This is a genomic window from Altericroceibacterium indicum (assembly GCF_009828105.1).
Taxonomy (GTDB): domain Bacteria; phylum Pseudomonadota; class Alphaproteobacteria; order Sphingomonadales; family Sphingomonadaceae; genus Altericroceibacterium; species Altericroceibacterium indicum.
On record NZ_WTYQ01000004.1, the window covers coordinates 90,425 to 105,257 of the forward strand.

A 14,833-nucleotide genomic window follows, 5' to 3' on the forward strand; every position below is an offset into this window, starting at 1 on the left:
GATGTATAAAGGCAGAATAATGTTGCACCGCAGTATAAGCCTCAAATCTTGCCTGAACGGATTATGAACGCACCGATTAATAACTTTAAGCTCGGGCTGCAGTCCTCCCGCGCGTTGGCGCCCTCATTCGAACGGCGGCGTATCCAGATATATCTGTTCATGGTGATCGGAGATATCGGTGCGCTCTTGGCTGGCTTCCTCTTGGCGGGTGTCGCGTATAATGGCGATTTGCCCTACTCGATGGCGCTGTTTGAAATGCAGCTCTTTCTGCCGCTCTATCTTACATTGGGTTTTTACCAGCGCGTTTATTCAATTGATGCTTTAGAAAGCCGAAATTTTGCAATCAGGCGATTGCTTTGGAGCTTGGCTCTTTCGGCGGCATTACTTGTTTTTGTGGTCTTTTACACAAAATCTGCGGAAGACTTTTCAAGAGCGGTTTTCACTCTGGGACTGTGCTTCAGCGCGATGTTGATGATTGCGGCGCGCTTTTGCACTTTCAGTTTCCTGCACAAGTTTATCGGCCCCACGGTGCTGAATGTTCTGGTTATTGAAGATGGTGGACCAGAGGTTAAGCTGGACCACTCCTATCGCATCAGCGCTGAGGAACATCAGCTCAAGGAATTCAAGCAGAATCCCAGCGCCTTGGATCGGCTCGGGCGATATGTCGCGAATATGGACCGCGTGATTGTCAGTTGCCCCTTGGATCAGCGCGAAGAATGGTCCTTCGTTTTGCGTGCAGCGGGCGTGAATGGTGAATTGGTCTCAGAATCGCTCCATGAACTGGGTGCCATCGGATTGCACCGTGAAGAGCATTTCACATCGCTTGCGATTGCGGCGGGGCCGCTCGATCTGCGCGCACGTATTCTGAAACGCTTGTTCGACCTTTCGATTGCTGTTCCAGCGATCCTTGTACTCTCGCCTGTCATGCTGGCTGCAGCTATTGCAGTGAAGCTTGAAAGCGAAGGCCCTGTGTTTTTCGTTCAGCGCCGGCTTGGTCGAGGCAATCGTTTCTTTTCCATGTTCAAATTTCGCTCCATGCGAGCAGCCGAATCCGATCATGACGGGATGCGTTCTGCCGCGAAGGATGATGATCGCATCACCCGTGTGGGCAAAATCCTGCGCAAAACCAGTGTTGATGAGCTGCCGCAGCTCCTTAACGTATTGCGCGGTGATATGAGCATTGTGGGCCCGCGTCCTCATGCGCTGGGTTCACAAGCTGGCAAGAAGCTGTTCTGGGAAGTCGACGTTGCTTATTGGCATCGCCATTCGCTGAAGCCGGGTCTGACGGGCTTGGCGCAGGTTCGCGGTTTTCGTGGGGCCACAGATAAGGAACGCGATCTTGAAGATCGCCTCAAGTCTGATCTTGAATATATCGCCAATTGGAATTTGCCAGGCGACTTCCTGATTCTTGTTCGCACATTGGCGGTGGTGGTTCATGATCGGGCTTTCTAATTTCTGGCCCGTTTAACAGACCATCTACTTTATTTTGTTCTATAAAAACCGTCCCTTCATGGGGCGGTTTTTTAATTTCTCCAAAATCAAATCCAGGTGCGATTGATGTTGTGTAAAATTAAGACATCATAGGATCGATAAAAGAAAATCGGGATTCGCCATTTTTAAAAGGTGGTTTGTGGTGCCTGAATTTCTTTGTGCAAAGAATGTTGTATTACACCTTCGTGGTGTGACGACATGAAAGTCGTGCTACTGTCTCTTAATTATGCACCAGAGCCGATTGGCATTGGGCCCTATAGCCGCGGAACTGCAGAGGCACTTGCTGGTGCCGGGCATAAAGTCCACGTCATCTGCGGGAAGCCTTATTATCCTCACTGGAAAGTGGCTGAGGCCTATCGAGGCGGGTTGTATCGCAGGGCCGTTGAAAACGCTGTCGAGATTACTCGCTGCGCCCACTATGCCCCCTCAGCGCCCACCGGCTTGAAACGGCTGATCCATCACGCCAGCTTTGCTCTGTCGGCTGCTTGGCCCTTGTTGCGTTACGCAATAACCCAGAGGCCGGATGTCATTATGGCAACGGCACCTTCCATCATCGCAGCACTGATGGGGAGGGTGATCGCTTTTCTATGTGGTGCGCGCTTTTGGCTTCATGTGCAGGATTTTGAGCTTGAGGCAGCGCAGGCAACTGGGCTGCTTGGTCAAGGATTTCCTGCACTTCGGTTGCTCGCTGCCGGTGAAAAGAGCCTGTTCAAGAGTGCTCATGTGGTCAGCTCCATTTCATCCAATATGTGTAAGCGGTTGGCTGGGAAGGGCGTGTGTAAAGATCGGATAGTGGAGTTTCCCAATTGGGCGGATGATAGTCGTATCGTACTGAACAATCGAAACACCCGCTTGCGGGCGGCATGGGGTGTGGGGGATCGATATGTTGCCCTCTATTCGGGCAATATTGGGAGAAAACAGGGAATCGGCATCCTTCTGCAAGCTGCCAAACGCTTACAGCATCGCCGTGATCTCGTATTTATCATTTGCGGTGAGGGGCCGGAAAAACAGGCACTGGAGCGAGAGGCCGCGCTGCTTCCCAATTGCCTGATAAAGCCGCTTCACCCCCGCGAACACTTGGATGAACTTCTGGCGACGGCGGACGTTTTCCTTTTGCCGCAATTGGCGGAGGCAGCGGATCTGGTCCTGCCATCAAAGCTACCCAACATGCTTGCGGCAGGGCGCCCGATTATCGCAACAGCATCGGAAGGCACCAATCTGCATGATGAAGTGAGCGGTGTCGGTGTTGCCACTGCGCCGGGGAATGTCAGCGCCATAGTCAAGGCGATCACGGACCTGATCGATGATCCTCCCCGATTGGAAGCACTCGGCAGCAAAGCTCGTGAGCGGGCGGTTTTGCGTTGGGGCAAGCAGGCCATCCTTGCAGCCTTTGTGGCGCAGTTTACCGCCAGGATGACACAAGCTCTCCCGAAACGCCGTCTGCTGGGACAAATGTCACGTTACCTCGGGCTCTCTCTCGCAATGACCATTCCAGGCCTTACAAACGCGTTATGGTTCACTGCGCCTGAAGCGCTGGCTGTACTATGAAAAGAAACGCGTCATCTGCTGAAATGTCGCAGACATGGAACCAGAGCGACAAGGCTACTCGTCCAGCTATGGTGTACCAGGACAGAGCTTTTACCCCTCGGCAGCACCCTGTGCCTCTATCCGATATGATGATCTATATTCGCCGTGAATCACGGGCGATTGTTGCGATTATGCTGTTAGCGGGTGCTGTTGCATTGGTTGCAACCTGGTTGATCGCACCTGATTACCGATCCTCGGCAACGATTGAAGTTACGCAAGGCACCGTATCAGAGGCTCAAGAGAGTCCAACCTCACCGGTCGGAACGGAATCGGAAAAACGGTTCCTGCAGACTCAGGCTGAAATTCTGCGCAGCCGCACATTGGCGGCACAAGTGGCTGATGATCTCGAGATGGTAAAAAGTGATGCGGCACTGGCGGCGCTGGCAGGCGGGCGCGTATCGCCAAGTGACAGTGACGAGCATCGCTTGAACCGTCTGATGGAAGCCTTGCAACAGCGACTTTCTGTTGTGACATCTGACAAGTCCAGGCTGATTACAGTCTCATTTGATAGCCATGATGCAAAACTATCGCGTGCAATTACCAAGGCTTATGTCGCGGCCTTCATCATCGGCAACCTGCAGCGCCAGTCGCGTTCATCTCAATATGCGCAGCAGTTTCTGGCGACGCAATTACAGGAGACAAGGCAGGAACTTGCAACTGCGGAGCGTGCGCTCAACCAATATGCGAGAGACAACGATCTTGTGAGAGCGGGTGGGACGGCCATGGGGGAAGAAGGGGCGGCGGAACAATCGCTCCTCGGCGCAGCGCTACAGCAAATCAACACAGCTTTAGGTGAGGCAAAGGCGGCACGGATCGAAGCACAGAGCCGCTGGCAGGCTGTGAACGATTCCGATCCGCTTTCCAGTCCTGAAGTTCTGAGTAACCCAGCGATGCAGCAATTACTGAGCCGTGAAGCGGATGTGGATGCACAATTGCAAAAGCTTGAGACCGTCTATCTGCCTGACCACCCTGATATTTTGCGCCTCCAGGGTGAGCGTAAAGCTCTGAGCGCTCAGATTGCGCGTCTTGGTGCGACGATCAGTGCATCCATTGGAGAGAGTTATCAGGCTGCACTGGCACGCGAGAATGCGCTGCTGGTTCAGTTGCGCAATTTGCGAGGGGAAAGTCTCGATGAGAACGATGCCTCAGTGGCTTACAATATTCTGGCGCGAGAGGCAGCGGCCAAGCGCAGCCAGTATCGTGGGTTGCTGGAGCGTTTCAATGCTCTCAACGCATCGTCCGGCTCTGCCGCTGGCAACATTGCCGTGGTCGATGAGGCATCGCTTCCGCTTGCCCCAATATCTCCGCGACTTTCCATTAATCTTGCGATAGCGTTGCTGGCTGGATTGTCGATTGCTGTAGTGTGGACTGTGTGGCGTGCGCAGGGTGATCAATCCTTGAGGTCACCTGCAGATATTGCGCGATTGGTGCCACTGCCCATTCTTGGCGTGATTCCGGCGAATGACCCACAGCTTCCATTGCATAAGCAATTGAGCAATTCTAAATCGGCTCTGTCAGAGGCCTATGATGCTTTGCGTACGGCCCTGTTCCATTCTTTGCCAGACGGGCTTCCTCCGGTTCTTTTTGTCACCAGCTCACAGGCGGGTGAGGGCAAGAGCCTGACGAGCTATGCCATGGCTAGGGCGCTGGCACGGTTGGGGGTCAATACCCTCCTGATCGATACGGATATGCGCCGCCCGGTGGTGCACCACTGGTTTGGCGATAGTAATGATCGCGGCTTGGCAACGGCTTTGGCAGAGGGTTCTGATCCATTCGCGCTGGTTCGCGCTTCATCAAATGCGAACCTGTCCTATCTGGCGGCAGGGCCTGTGCCACCCCATCCATCAGACCTTCTGGGCGGGCCGGGTTTCTCGCAGATGCTGGATCGCGCAAGACTGCTGTATGAATGTGTCATTATTGACGGGCCTCCGATTGTTGGCCTCGCTGATGCAGCCATCATCGCAAGTCTGGCAGATGGAACCGCGCTGGTTGTGGAAGCCAATCGTACCGGACATTCAGCAGTTGACGATGCGATTGAGCGCCTCACTCATAGTGACGGAATGCTGCTTGGCGTCATTCTGACGAAATTTCTGCCCCAATCTGCAGGCCGGAACTATGTGTATCGTGATGCCGATTACCTGCGATATGGAGTTGGCACGCGTGCATTTGAGCTTGCTCCAGCGATGCGGATATGACTGGTTTATATCTCTTGCAACCGATATCCGGTCAGCTCTTCAAGCCGTGCAAGTCTTGCCTCCCTATCGGGCAATTTTCTCAAGGCCCGATCCCAATACAGCACCTTTGCATCCACGAGAAAGCGATACCAGAATCCTTGGAGGCCGTGGTAAATCACACCTTCAACACCATCAAGAAAGCCAGCTCTTACGATAAAACGATAGAGAAAATAGGCCATCGGACCACAGCCGAATGGCAGGCGATCATAAATATGGCGTTTGCACCATCTCCTCGTCACTGCGCTGCCTGCAATGGCAAGGGGCTCGTCCGTCGGGATGGCGTTGGCCACCAGTGCATAGCGATTGATGAGAATGCTGATCGCTTCACGTGTCGCATAGCCATTATGCTTGGTGGTGAAATGGCTGAGATCACCGAGATTGATGTCAGCAAATCCTCCCTGAAGGCGCATGGTCTGCCCTTTCGTCAGAGCAATATGTTCGTCCATCCAGCGATCTTCAGAACGCCCGTAACCCTTTCGGAACAGTCTCAGCATCCACAGGGGGTAGCGTCCGCCATGCCGTATCCAGCGCCCCATGAAGATGTGTTTTCGGGCAAATTCTACCCCTGTGATATCCTCACCAAGCGCGGGAAGCGTTTCTATGATTGCTTGTGCCAGATCGTCTTCGATGATCTCATCAGCATCCAGCCGAAGAATCCAGTGCGAGCGGATTGGAAGCGTATCAAGCGCCCAATTGAGCTGGCGGGCCTGTGTGGTGAAAGGGTGGCTGACAACATGCACTCCCATGCTCCGGGCAATCGCGAGTGTATTGTCGTCAGAGCCGGAATCGACGATGAAAATAGCCTCTGCAATGGCCTGAACACTGGCAATCGCGCGCGCGATATGGGCTTGTTCATTGTGGGTCAGAATGATGACCGAAATATCGGGCTTGGTGCTGCCTATATTCCATCTCCCGCCTGTCAGGCCGCATTAAGTGGCATGATATGAACGGGCTTAACCTAGCGCGCCGCGAAACGTTGGCGAGTGGGCAGGAGGCGCTGGTATCGCAATGGGACACAGATATCTGGCGACGGTGGACTGTCCGTCTGATTGTGCTTTTCCTGATCCTTTTGCCATTTGAAGGGATCGCCAGAAAGTGGCTCTTCAACACGATTGAGCAACCCTTCATTCTCATACGTGATCCGGTCGCTCTGGCCATCATCGTGACCTATGCGCGGTGGCATTTTCCGGAATTTCCGCGCTGGCTGATCTTATGGTTGACGGCTGTTGCAGTTTTGCTGCTTTTGGGTGCGTCGCAGGTCATTGTCGGTGGTGCCTCCCTTCCTGCGCTGCTTTATGGGTTGCGTATCCACTTGCTCTTCATTCCCGTCAGTTTTGCCATGGCAGAGGTTTTTTTGCCAGAAGACTGGCGCAGGCTCATTCTCTTATGCTGCTGGATATGCCTGCCATTGGCGCTGCTGGTGATATGGCAATATTATTCCCCGGTTGATGCATGGATCAACCGGGGTGTTAACGATGATCCAGACGCCTATGTTTTCCAGGTGGTGGCAGGCGTTGTGCGTCCCTACGGCCCATTTCCTTTCGTCACTCCGCAATCTGCTTTCACGCTGATGCTGGTGGGTTTGTTATTGGCAGCCTGGGACCGCCGAAACGTGTGGAACATCCCTTTGCCGACACTTCTCATTGGGGCAGCCTCTTTAGGAGTGACCGTGATCTTGTCAGGTTCCAGAGCGGTGCTTCTGGGCGTGTTGCTGGTGGGCGTGACCTATGGAATGGGCGGCCTGCTATTTGCAGGGCCGATGCGTATGGCACGCCGGATTTTGGCACTACTGGTGGTTGCCGTGATGTTGATGCTGGCTGTGCTGACACTTTTCCCAGAGGTGTATGACGCTATGCTGGTGCGGCAGGCCGAGGCTTTTGCTTCTGAGGGTTCTATCGCTGACCGGCTGTTTCAGATCATATCGCCAATGCACAATGGTGAAGTTCCACTGAGCATTCTTGGTGAAGGGCTTGGAGCAGGTTCCAATGCTGGCGGATATCTGGCGAGCGGTTCTCGCGGTTTTCTGCTATCAGAATATGAACTGCGACGAGTTTTGCAGGAGGGCGGTATTGTCGTTGGGGGGCTTTTGCTCGCTTTCCGCTTGGCCATCCTTTTGTGGGCGCTATCAAAAGCTACCCGTGCCGCCCATTATAATGGCAGCGCTGGCAGCTTCGCTTTGATCGGTGTACTGGGTTCGCTGTTCTTTCTGTTCCAACTGAGCGGTCAGAACCAGATTGCGGCGATCGGCTGGTTGAGTTGCGGCTTGCTGCTGTGCTGCCTGAAGCTATCGCAAGCAGGTGGCCCGGCCGATAAGCCAGACCACCTTCCAGATTACAGAGCGAGGATGGCGCTGCGGGCAGTTTCAGCGAGGCGCATGGAAAGGTAGTCTACTCCCTCGATCGTCGGGTGAGTGCCATCGCTACTGATATAGCGATCCCCATTGCCAATGCCGGTGGGTGCATTTTGCGTGCCCGAACCGGTTTGCCACGGTTCGTCACCTGTGGAATCGCTTCGCCCGGAAGAATTGCGCCAAAACCCGTTGATATTGTCGATCAATACCCATGGGCCGGGGAGAGATAATACGGCTTGGTTGATGGCGTCCTGAATGGTTTGAAATTTGGTACTGGCAACACGGGTGGCTGTAGGGTCCGGCCACCAGTTTCCGGCCACAACAATTACCGCATGCGGGAAGAGCGCGCGCCGCGCCAGAAGAACCTTGCGCACATCACTTGCGCTCAGCGTTGGCTGATCATTGATACCGCCCAGCACGAAATCGAGATCGCTATTCCATTCGGCATAGCTTTGCTGTGCATCATCACCGGGGGTGGAGCGGGCGAGGAAGTGGTCTTCTGGCGATGGCGCTGTGTGATAGGTCTGCGCATATCCTGTGCCGCCGACCGTGTCTTGCTGTACCCCGGCAAGGCCCAGCAACATCCCGACCTGCATTGCAAATTTGCTTTGAGAACCCATTCGCGACCCATAGCTGTCGGTAATAGCGCTGACCGACAAAGTGCCCTGTCCACTGACTCGACCGGGCGTCATAGTGAAATTCGGTCCAATATAGGCGCCTGCCATGCCGCCGACATTGAAGCTGATTTCACGCAAGGTCGAATCGGCAAAGTTCAGGCTGACGATGTAGCGCGTGGAACCGACAACATTCCATTCACCAGGCGAGGGAGATGCCCTCTCGCCATCCACCCAGAATTGCACCTGCTGGCTACGGCAAAAGAGCAGATCCACCTGATCGGCATCTGTCACAAAAGAGAACACCATATGCTGGGGGGAAGGGCCGGGGCCTTCATAAAAGTCCAGATCACGCCCCCCATGCGAAGCGGTAAAGCGTGCGGTCGCCAATTCTCCAAAAAAGCAGCCCATTCGGGGGTCAGGTACCGGGATGAATTGTGCTGATGCGATGGAGGTGGCGGCAAAGTCATCACGCTTGGTAATGATGGGCGGCTCTGCCATCACGCGGGGAAAGCGGCAGGGGGCACGTGCTACCGCCTCTTTCACGCGCGCAAGCTGGTTGAGAGAAAGCGCTTTGCTGGCGAGGCCTCTTGCGGCTGGATCGAAGCCCGCGCTCATTGGGCGATCCTGAATGCGATTGTGCCGGACAACACTTCGGCGGACAGGCGATAATATGCACCGCCTTCACTTTCGGTGATGATCTGTTCGCAGATGTTGCGGGAGAATTGGCCCCAGGGCTCACCTGCCAGCGTTATGTCGCGCCAGATGATGCCATCGGTGGAGCGTTGCAGTTTGGCTTGCCCGGTCCATTCACCCGCGAGGGTGAGCCAGACAGCCCGGCCCGATGTTGCTGAAAATGCAGCACTGGAGCCATCTTCCGACAGTGTGCCGTCGAGGGCGGCAGTTGTCGCAGCCTCTGCGTGAATGCTGACCGGCAGAGGCGTCTCGGCGGTGACAGTCAGCGCCTTATTATCCACATCGCCAAAGGCGACAGCCATAGGCGATACATAGGCGGCGGGGTTGGTAATGGGAGGTCTGGCCATGTAAATTCTCCTGCGAGAGGTTCTGTCAAGAGAATCTAATAACCAAATAGGTTATATGTAGGAAAATGAAAAATGAGCGGTGCTTGCAGTAAGCCTATCTGGCTCCAACCATCAGGCTTTGAAGCTTGCGAACCAGAGCAGGGGCATTGTTGGCGACATCATATTGCTGAGCGAAGAGCTGCCGGGCCTGCTTACGCATGGTATAGCGCGCATTTTCCGGCATGGACTGCCATTGCAGGAGAAGCGATTTCACCCCGTTGACTGTATCATGAGCAACGATTCCAGCCCCTGCTCGGGCAACCGATTCCCCAATAGCCACCTGATTGGAAATGAGGACCGGGGTTCCCACAGCCAGCGCTTCGGCAACGGCAATGCCGAAATTCTCCTGATGTGACGGTAGAATAAAGGCTTCGGCTTCTCGCAATAGTGTCGATTTTTCCTCGCCAAAGGTTGGGCCAAGCCACGTGATATGGTCGCTCAAACCCAATCGGTATGTTGTCGCTATGAATTGCGGGAGCCGTTTTTCCTCATCGGGGCCGACGATCTTGATATGGGGCCTCTCATCGCGCTTCATTTCAGACAAGGCCTGGAGTAGCAAATCAATGCCCTTCTTACGGTGCAATCTCCCCAAAAACAGCAGATAGGGCTGCCGTTTTTTGCCAAGTTCGATGCGATGGTGGCGGACCGGATCTGCTGCGCCATATCCGACCACACAAGCGTGATAATCAGGGCTGTGGAATGCCGTACGAGCGCGTTGCATCTCCACTTCGCTGGTAAAAAGAACGGCATGAGCGCGGTTCAGCAGCGGCCCTTCGATATATTTCCAAGAGATCCTTCTGGCCCAATATTTGTGGTGCGCAGTTTGCAAAAACCATGGGTCAAGCATTCCATGGGTGAAGACAAAATAAGGGAGGTTAAGCCGAGGAAAGGCCTGTCGCGCGGCAAGATTAGCTGCATTCCAAAGCCCATGGATAATGGCGCAATCGAATTGTGCGGCATTCTGTTTGAGCCATTCGCGCAATGGGCCGCTGGCACCATATTTCTGTAATTTGGCAAGGGGAAGAAGCGATGCGGGGCTGCCTGGTCCAACCGCGTGCACCTTCATAGGAATGGTTCGCAGCCATGGTGATTGCGGTGCATCAAGCGTCACAATTTCGCGCTGGACTGCATCGGAGCCGTTTCGCGTGGCTTCATCATGAAGCAAAATGCCGGCAATCGGCCCGCCGCCTGCAGGATGGGTGCTGCGAATAATGTGAAGAATGCGGATGCGCTCGCTCCCTCTGCCGTGTTGCATGATAACCGAGGCGTAGCGGCTCTCAATCGGGTGAATAAGAGCTGTACCTGAATGGGCCGCAAATGAGGTGCGTCTGGAAATGCGGGCGGATCAGATGTTGGATGCCGCTATGCACAGAATGATGCGCGGGATTTTGGGGCAAATGTCTGGCCGGGCGATGATCGCTGTGTATCAGCTCGCCATTATCCCGCTGATGATCGCGAACTGGGGTCTGTCACTATATGGTGAATGGCTGATCCTGACGGGGCTTGCCACCTATCTGGCTGTATCAGGACAGGGCCTCACCACTGCCAGCGCGATGAAGCTCATACGGTGCATTAAGCGTGGAGACAGTGATGCTGCACAGGGCATTATCCACGGAAGTGTTGCCACTCTCATTGTGGTAGGCGCGCTGTTCACTGTGATGCTGCTCGGCTTGTTGTATTTTACCAATTGGGCAAATATTCTGTCACTTCATGTGATGGGGAAGCGGGAGATTATCGGCGTCGCCGCTGCGGCGGCTTTGCAGATTATTGTGATTTCCCTCCGCAATATTCCAATGGCTATCTCTCATGCTGCGGGCGACTATGGCCGTCCGGCCCTGTGTTCTTCCATGATGCGCTTGCTGGAGTTTTCGGGCAGCGCGGTGATGTTGCTTGCAAAGGTGAATCCGTTGGAGCTTGCCTGCTGGATAGCTGTTATCACCCTGCTGGATTACGCCGTGCAAATGCGGTTGGCATGTGCGCAATCACCGGATCTGGAGCTTCGCCCCGGCTTTCACGAGTGGCACAATTTGCGTGATCTGCTGGGGCCGACTTTTGGCAATCTGGGCGTTGCCTGTGCGATTAATGGAATTGGAGTGCAGGGCTTCCGTCTGGCCACGGCAGCACTGTTGGGCAGCGCGGACGTGGCAGCATTGGCTGTCTATACAGCATTGCTGCGCTTGTCTGAGCACTGTGCCAATATGGTTCTTCCTATCATCCAATTGGAATTGGCGCGCCAGGCAGAGGGGCAGGAAGGGAAAGATACTGCCATTGCGATGATCGGGCTCTCAGTGCTTTGCGGCCTTATGATTGCAGCGGGATGGCTGGCGTGTTTACTGATGGTGGGGCCGCAATTGCTGTCATGGTGGACTTCAGGCGAAGTGGTCTATGATCCGGTGCTCCTCATCGTTTTAGGCGCGGCGGCCATATTTGTTCAGCTTGGCCGTCCATCGCTGACCTATCTGATTGCCCGCAATCTGGTGGCTCTTGCCGGATGCGTAATGATGGCAAGCTGGTCGCTGGCGCTGGCCATCGCGTTTCCCTTGGCGCAGCTCTGGGGCCTGCATGGAGTGGCATTCGCCATGGTATCAGGCGAACTGGCGGCGCTGATTGCCTGTTCCTATCTCGCCGGGCGGTATCTGATAGGGAACCCACTGCATTACGCGGCGATAATCTTTGACGGCCGGAAGAGCTTTGGCCTGATTGCGGGCAAATGGATGCAGTGGCGCAGGGCGCCGGGCGCATGATTGTGCTGTCGCACCCCACTGGTGCTCTTCATGCAAGGATATTGGCAGAAGCGCTGTCAGACAGTGGAATGCTGAAAAGATTTTACACCAGCCTCAATCTCAGCCCGTTGGAGCCGCTCATCCGGCATCTGCCGCAAGGCTTGGCGCGTGAAGCACACCGCCGGAGCTTTGTTTTGCCAAGTGAGCGTGTCCGAATGATCCTCCGGCGTGAAATTGCAGCGCTGCTGGCGGAGCGCTTACCCCTGATCCGGCGTTTCCATCTTGCGGCATCCTATCGGCGCAGTGGCATGAATCGCATGTTTGACAGAAAAATGGCCAAGGCGCTGGAGCGCGAACCCCGTGCAGCGGGGTTTTATGGCTATATCGATTCGTCCAGACATTCGCTGGAAGCGGCGAGCCGTGCAGGGCTTACCAGCTTTGTGGAAGTCACAACCTGTTTTAGGGCTTTTGATGAAGCTCTATGGGCACAGGAACGCCGCATTCAGCCAGATTGGGCTGCTACACTTCCGCCGTCTCGCACTGCAAGCGGCCCCTTTGGCGAGGAAGAGCAGGCGCGAATGCTGGACATGGCTGACCGTATTATCGTTCCAAGCCACTATGTCGCGCGGAGTCTGCCCGGGCATTGCGATGGGAAAATCATACGTTTCCCCTATGGCATTTCCAGGATTGCACCGGCGATTTCACCGGTCCCCCGTAACGGCCCTTTGCGCATCCTGTTCGCCGGCGCGCTGACACAGCGCAAGGGAATCTCTTATCTGGCGGATGCTATGGCGCGGCTTGGCGGTGGCGGGAAGCTTACCGTGATTGGCCGAAAAGTAGTGGAGGGCTGCCCGGCCGTGGAACGCCTGATTGCGGGCAGTCAGTGGCACCCATCTTTGCCAAACACTCAGGTGCGGGCGATGATGGCTGAGCATGATGTGCTGGTTTTGCCATCCCTTTCCGACGCTTTCGGATTGGTGGTGATGGAGGCTCTATCGCAAGGTACGCCTGTGATTGTCAGTGACAATGTGGGGGCCGGGGAATTGCTATCCCATGGGCGGGAAGGTTTTATTGTGCCGACCCGGGATAGTGACAGGCTGGCAGAAGCACTCATGCAGTTGCACATGGATCGCGACCTTCTGGAGGAGATGAGCCTTGCGGCTTTGGCACGGGCAAGGGCATTGCAGGAAAGCGATACGGCGGCTCATTTCGTGGAGACGTTGAAGGCTGTGCTTCAATCCTGAGCGGCGAATCCCTTGCGTTCACGCAGTAAGCTTGCGGGATTTCCGACGTAAATGCCACCTCTCCTGCAAGCGCTGAAACACACCGATCTTGCACCTAGAACGGAAAATGCTTCCATCACTACGCCCGGCCCGACAAAGGCACCTGCTGCGACCCAGCATGACGGCCCGATCACAATCGGTGCGGCGGTCAGGGAATGTGCGGGATTATCGACATCGTGACTGCCGGTAACAAGCTCAGCATCCTGGGAAATAACAGCATATGCGCCGAGATGAATGGGCGCGATATTGTAGCAATTCACTCTGGGGCCAAGCGTGGCGCGGTGTCCCATGTTGAGATGCGCCGGATACCAGATACGCGCAGATGAATAGACCATCGCAGCTTTGCCAATCCGTGCCCCAAATGCTTTCAGGATCAGACATCGCCATGGGTTGAGAAAAGGCGGAGTCCACCGCGCCAACGCTAGCCAGACGATTTGGAACAGGGCGCGATAGGCGCGGTGTTTCAAAGGGAAACTGGCCCCACCTTCCAAGGGGGGCCATGCATCTGGTGTGATTTTCGTGCCAACCTTCATACCGCCTGCCCCCTATCGTAGATGTGGCGAGGAAACCGGCAGGCGGCCAGATGCCTTGCGGGCAATGTCCTCAAATGGCGCAAGCTGCCAGATCGACTCAATTCGAGGGGCGGCAAGGCATTGCCCGCCTTGATGTGTGGAATGAATGGGGTGTTCTAACCGCAGGTGCGGCAGTTTGGGTCCTTGGCGATGGTGAGTGACCGCATGGCGGGGGTCATTCCATCAAGTAGGTGCAGGGTGCCCCATTGAGCACCACCAAAGCTGCTGATTTCCTTGAGTAAAATGCGGATGGCCTGCATCGCGGCGAATGTACCAACCCAACCCACCATAGCGCCCAGCACGCCATCTTGCGCGCAAGTATCGCAATCATCACCATCAAAGGCATCGCCGACGTAGCAACGATAGCACGGTTGCCCATCCAGATGCCCTGCAAAGGCACCGACCTGACCTTGAAAGCGACCTAAAGCGGCGCTGAGCAAGGGCACGCGCGCTTCAACACAAGCATCGGAGACGGCCAGGCGGGTGGCAAAATTATCGCAGCCATCCAGCACGAGATCGGCACCTGAAATCAAGCTCTGGACATTGTCGCCCGTGATGCGGGTGACATGGGGAATGACCTTCAAGTGAGGGTCAAACTTTGCCGCCCATTGTGCACCAGCAGTGGCTTTGGCCTGGCCGATATCGGCAGGCGTGAAAATGGTCTGACGCTGAAGATTGCTCTCATCAACCGTATCACTGTCGATCAAAGTGAGGCGGCCGATCCCTGCGCCCGCCAGATATTGCAGGGCAGGGGAGCCGATTCCGCCTACCCCCACCAGCACCACATGGGCTTTGGTGAGGGCCAATTGCCCTGCGCCCCCGACTTCGGGGAGGATAATGTGGCGGGCAAAGCGATTCAGGCGCTGGGGTTCAAGGGTATCCATCGCCTGAATCTAA

Annotated in this window: 13 protein-coding genes; 7 read left to right on the plus strand and 6 right to left on the minus strand. The window is 55.3% G+C overall.

Going from position 1 to position 14,833, the window contains the following annotated elements; genetic code table 11:
* Positions 1-63: 63 nt before the first annotated feature.
* From GRI39_RS11285 to GRI39_RS11295, 3 genes are all read left to right on the plus strand, one after another.
* A complete protein-coding gene (locus tag GRI39_RS11285; protein WP_160739833.1) occupies positions 64-1,452 on the plus strand; it encodes an exopolysaccharide biosynthesis polyprenyl glycosylphosphotransferase in 1,389 nt (462 codons plus the stop codon).
* 237 nt (positions 1,453-1,689) lie between these two features.
* Positions 1,690-3,039 carry a WcaI family glycosyltransferase gene (locus GRI39_RS11290; RefSeq protein WP_160739834.1) on the plus strand — a complete coding sequence of 450 codons (1,350 nt, stop codon included), beginning with the start codon at positions 1,690-1,692 and terminating at the stop codon, positions 3,037-3,039.
* A complete protein-coding gene (locus GRI39_RS11295) occupies positions 3,036-5,273 on the plus strand; it encodes a GumC family protein (protein ID WP_160739835.1) in 2,238 nt (745 codons plus the stop codon). Before GRI39_RS11290 ends, GRI39_RS11295 begins: the two co-directional genes overlap by 4 nt.
* Before the next feature lie 5 nt (positions 5,274-5,278).
* Here the strand turns inward: GRI39_RS11295 and GRI39_RS11300 are convergent, their stop codons facing one another.
* Positions 5,279-6,142: a glycosyltransferase family 2 protein gene (locus tag GRI39_RS11300; protein ID WP_343033342.1), complete on the minus strand. Its 864-nt coding sequence runs from the start codon at positions 6,140-6,142 to the stop codon at positions 5,279-5,281.
* Here GRI39_RS11300 and GRI39_RS14775 point away from each other — a divergent pair.
* Entirely contained in the window at positions 6,047-6,259 is a 213-nt protein-coding gene (locus GRI39_RS14775) for a hypothetical protein (protein ID WP_343033336.1), read from the plus strand. The two genes, GRI39_RS11300 and GRI39_RS14775, sit on opposite strands and share 96 nt — an antisense overlap.
* Positions 6,256-7,698 carry a hypothetical protein gene (locus tag GRI39_RS11305; RefSeq protein ID WP_160739836.1) on the plus strand — a complete coding sequence of 481 codons (1,443 nt, stop codon included), beginning with the start codon at positions 6,256-6,258 and terminating at the stop codon, positions 7,696-7,698. Before GRI39_RS14775 ends, GRI39_RS11305 begins: the two co-directional genes overlap by 4 nt.
* Here the strand turns inward: GRI39_RS11305 and GRI39_RS11310 are convergent.
* The 3 genes from GRI39_RS11310 to GRI39_RS11320 all read right to left on the minus strand — a co-directional run bounded on the left by GRI39_RS11310 (position 7,644) and on the right by GRI39_RS11320 (position 10,613).
* Complete coding sequence (locus tag GRI39_RS11310) at positions 7,644-8,894, minus strand: SGNH/GDSL hydrolase family protein (RefSeq protein ID WP_160739837.1); 1,251 nt, start codon at positions 8,892-8,894, stop codon at positions 7,644-7,646. The two genes, GRI39_RS11305 and GRI39_RS11310, sit on opposite strands and share 55 nt — an antisense overlap.
* Positions 8,891-9,319 (minus strand): hypothetical protein, encoded by a 429-nt coding sequence (locus GRI39_RS11315; RefSeq protein WP_160739838.1) that lies wholly within the window; start codon positions 9,317-9,319, stop codon positions 8,891-8,893. The genes GRI39_RS11310 and GRI39_RS11315 overlap by 4 nt, the downstream gene beginning before the upstream one ends.
* A gap of 94 nt (positions 9,320-9,413) precedes the next feature.
* On the minus strand, positions 9,414-10,613 hold the full coding sequence (locus tag GRI39_RS11320) for a glycosyltransferase (protein ID WP_160739839.1): 1,200 nt from the start codon (positions 10,611-10,613) through the stop codon (positions 9,414-9,416).
* Between the two features lie 109 nt (positions 10,614-10,722).
* Between GRI39_RS11320 and GRI39_RS11325 the strand changes: the two genes are divergently transcribed.
* Positions 10,723-12,102 (plus strand): lipopolysaccharide biosynthesis protein, encoded by a 1,380-nt coding sequence (locus tag GRI39_RS11325; protein WP_160739840.1) that lies wholly within the window; start codon positions 10,723-10,725, stop codon positions 12,100-12,102.
* Entirely contained in the window at positions 12,099-13,325 is a 1,227-nt protein-coding gene (locus tag GRI39_RS11330) for a glycosyltransferase family 4 protein (protein WP_160739841.1), read from the plus strand. Before GRI39_RS11325 ends, GRI39_RS11330 begins: the two co-directional genes overlap by 4 nt.
* On the opposite strand, the gene GRI39_RS11335 is transcribed toward GRI39_RS11330, so the two are convergent.
* Together GRI39_RS11335 and GRI39_RS11340 are read right to left on the minus strand one after the other, a co-directional pair.
* The gene (locus tag GRI39_RS11335) at positions 13,316-13,897 is read right to left on the minus strand and encodes an LbetaH domain-containing protein (RefSeq protein WP_160739842.1); all 582 of its coding nucleotides are present in this window, start codon (positions 13,895-13,897) and stop codon (positions 13,316-13,318) included. The genes GRI39_RS11330 and GRI39_RS11335 overlap by 10 nt on opposite strands.
* Positions 13,898-14,052: 155 nt before the next feature.
* On the minus strand, positions 14,053-14,820 hold the full coding sequence (locus GRI39_RS11340) for a HesA/MoeB/ThiF family protein (protein WP_160739843.1): 768 nt from the start codon (positions 14,818-14,820) through the stop codon (positions 14,053-14,055).
* Positions 14,821-14,833: the final 13 nt, after the last annotated feature.

Excerpts from the sequence above, each read along its gene's own strand:
- GRI39_RS11285 (WP_160739833.1), top strand. The coding sequence starts at position 64 with ATGAACGCACCGATTAATAACTTTAAGCTCGGGCTGCAGTCCTCCCGC.
- GRI39_RS11290 (WP_160739834.1), top strand. The coding sequence starts at position 1,690 with ATGAAAGTCGTGCTACTGTCTCTTAATTATGCACCAGAGCCGATTGGC.
- GRI39_RS11295 (WP_160739835.1), top strand. The coding sequence starts at position 3,036 with ATGAAAAGAAACGCGTCATCTGCTGAAATGTCGCAGACATGGAACCAG.
- GRI39_RS14775 (WP_343033336.1), top strand. The coding sequence starts at position 6,047 with ATGCACTCCCATGCTCCGGGCAATCGCGAGTGTATTGTCGTCAGAGCC.
- GRI39_RS11305 (WP_160739836.1), top strand. The coding sequence starts at position 6,256 with ATGAACGGGCTTAACCTAGCGCGCCGCGAAACGTTGGCGAGTGGGCAG.
- GRI39_RS11310 (WP_160739837.1), bottom strand. The coding sequence starts at position 8,894 with ATGAGCGCGGGCTTCGATCCAGCCGCAAGAGGCCTCGCCAGCAAAGCG.
- GRI39_RS11315 (WP_160739838.1), bottom strand. The coding sequence starts at position 9,319 with ATGGCCAGACCTCCCATTACCAACCCCGCCGCCTATGTATCGCCTATG.
- GRI39_RS11320 (WP_160739839.1), bottom strand. The coding sequence starts at position 10,613 with ATGCAACACGGCAGAGGGAGCGAGCGCATCCGCATTCTTCACATTATT.
- GRI39_RS11325 (WP_160739840.1), top strand. The coding sequence starts at position 10,723 with ATGCACAGAATGATGCGCGGGATTTTGGGGCAAATGTCTGGCCGGGCG.
- GRI39_RS11330 (WP_160739841.1), top strand. The coding sequence starts at position 12,099 with ATGATTGTGCTGTCGCACCCCACTGGTGCTCTTCATGCAAGGATATTG.
- GRI39_RS11335 (WP_160739842.1), bottom strand. The coding sequence starts at position 13,897 with ATGAAGGTTGGCACGAAAATCACACCAGATGCATGGCCCCCCTTGGAA.
- GRI39_RS11340 (WP_160739843.1), bottom strand. The coding sequence starts at position 14,820 with ATGGATACCCTTGAACCCCAGCGCCTGAATCGCTTTGCCCGCCACATT.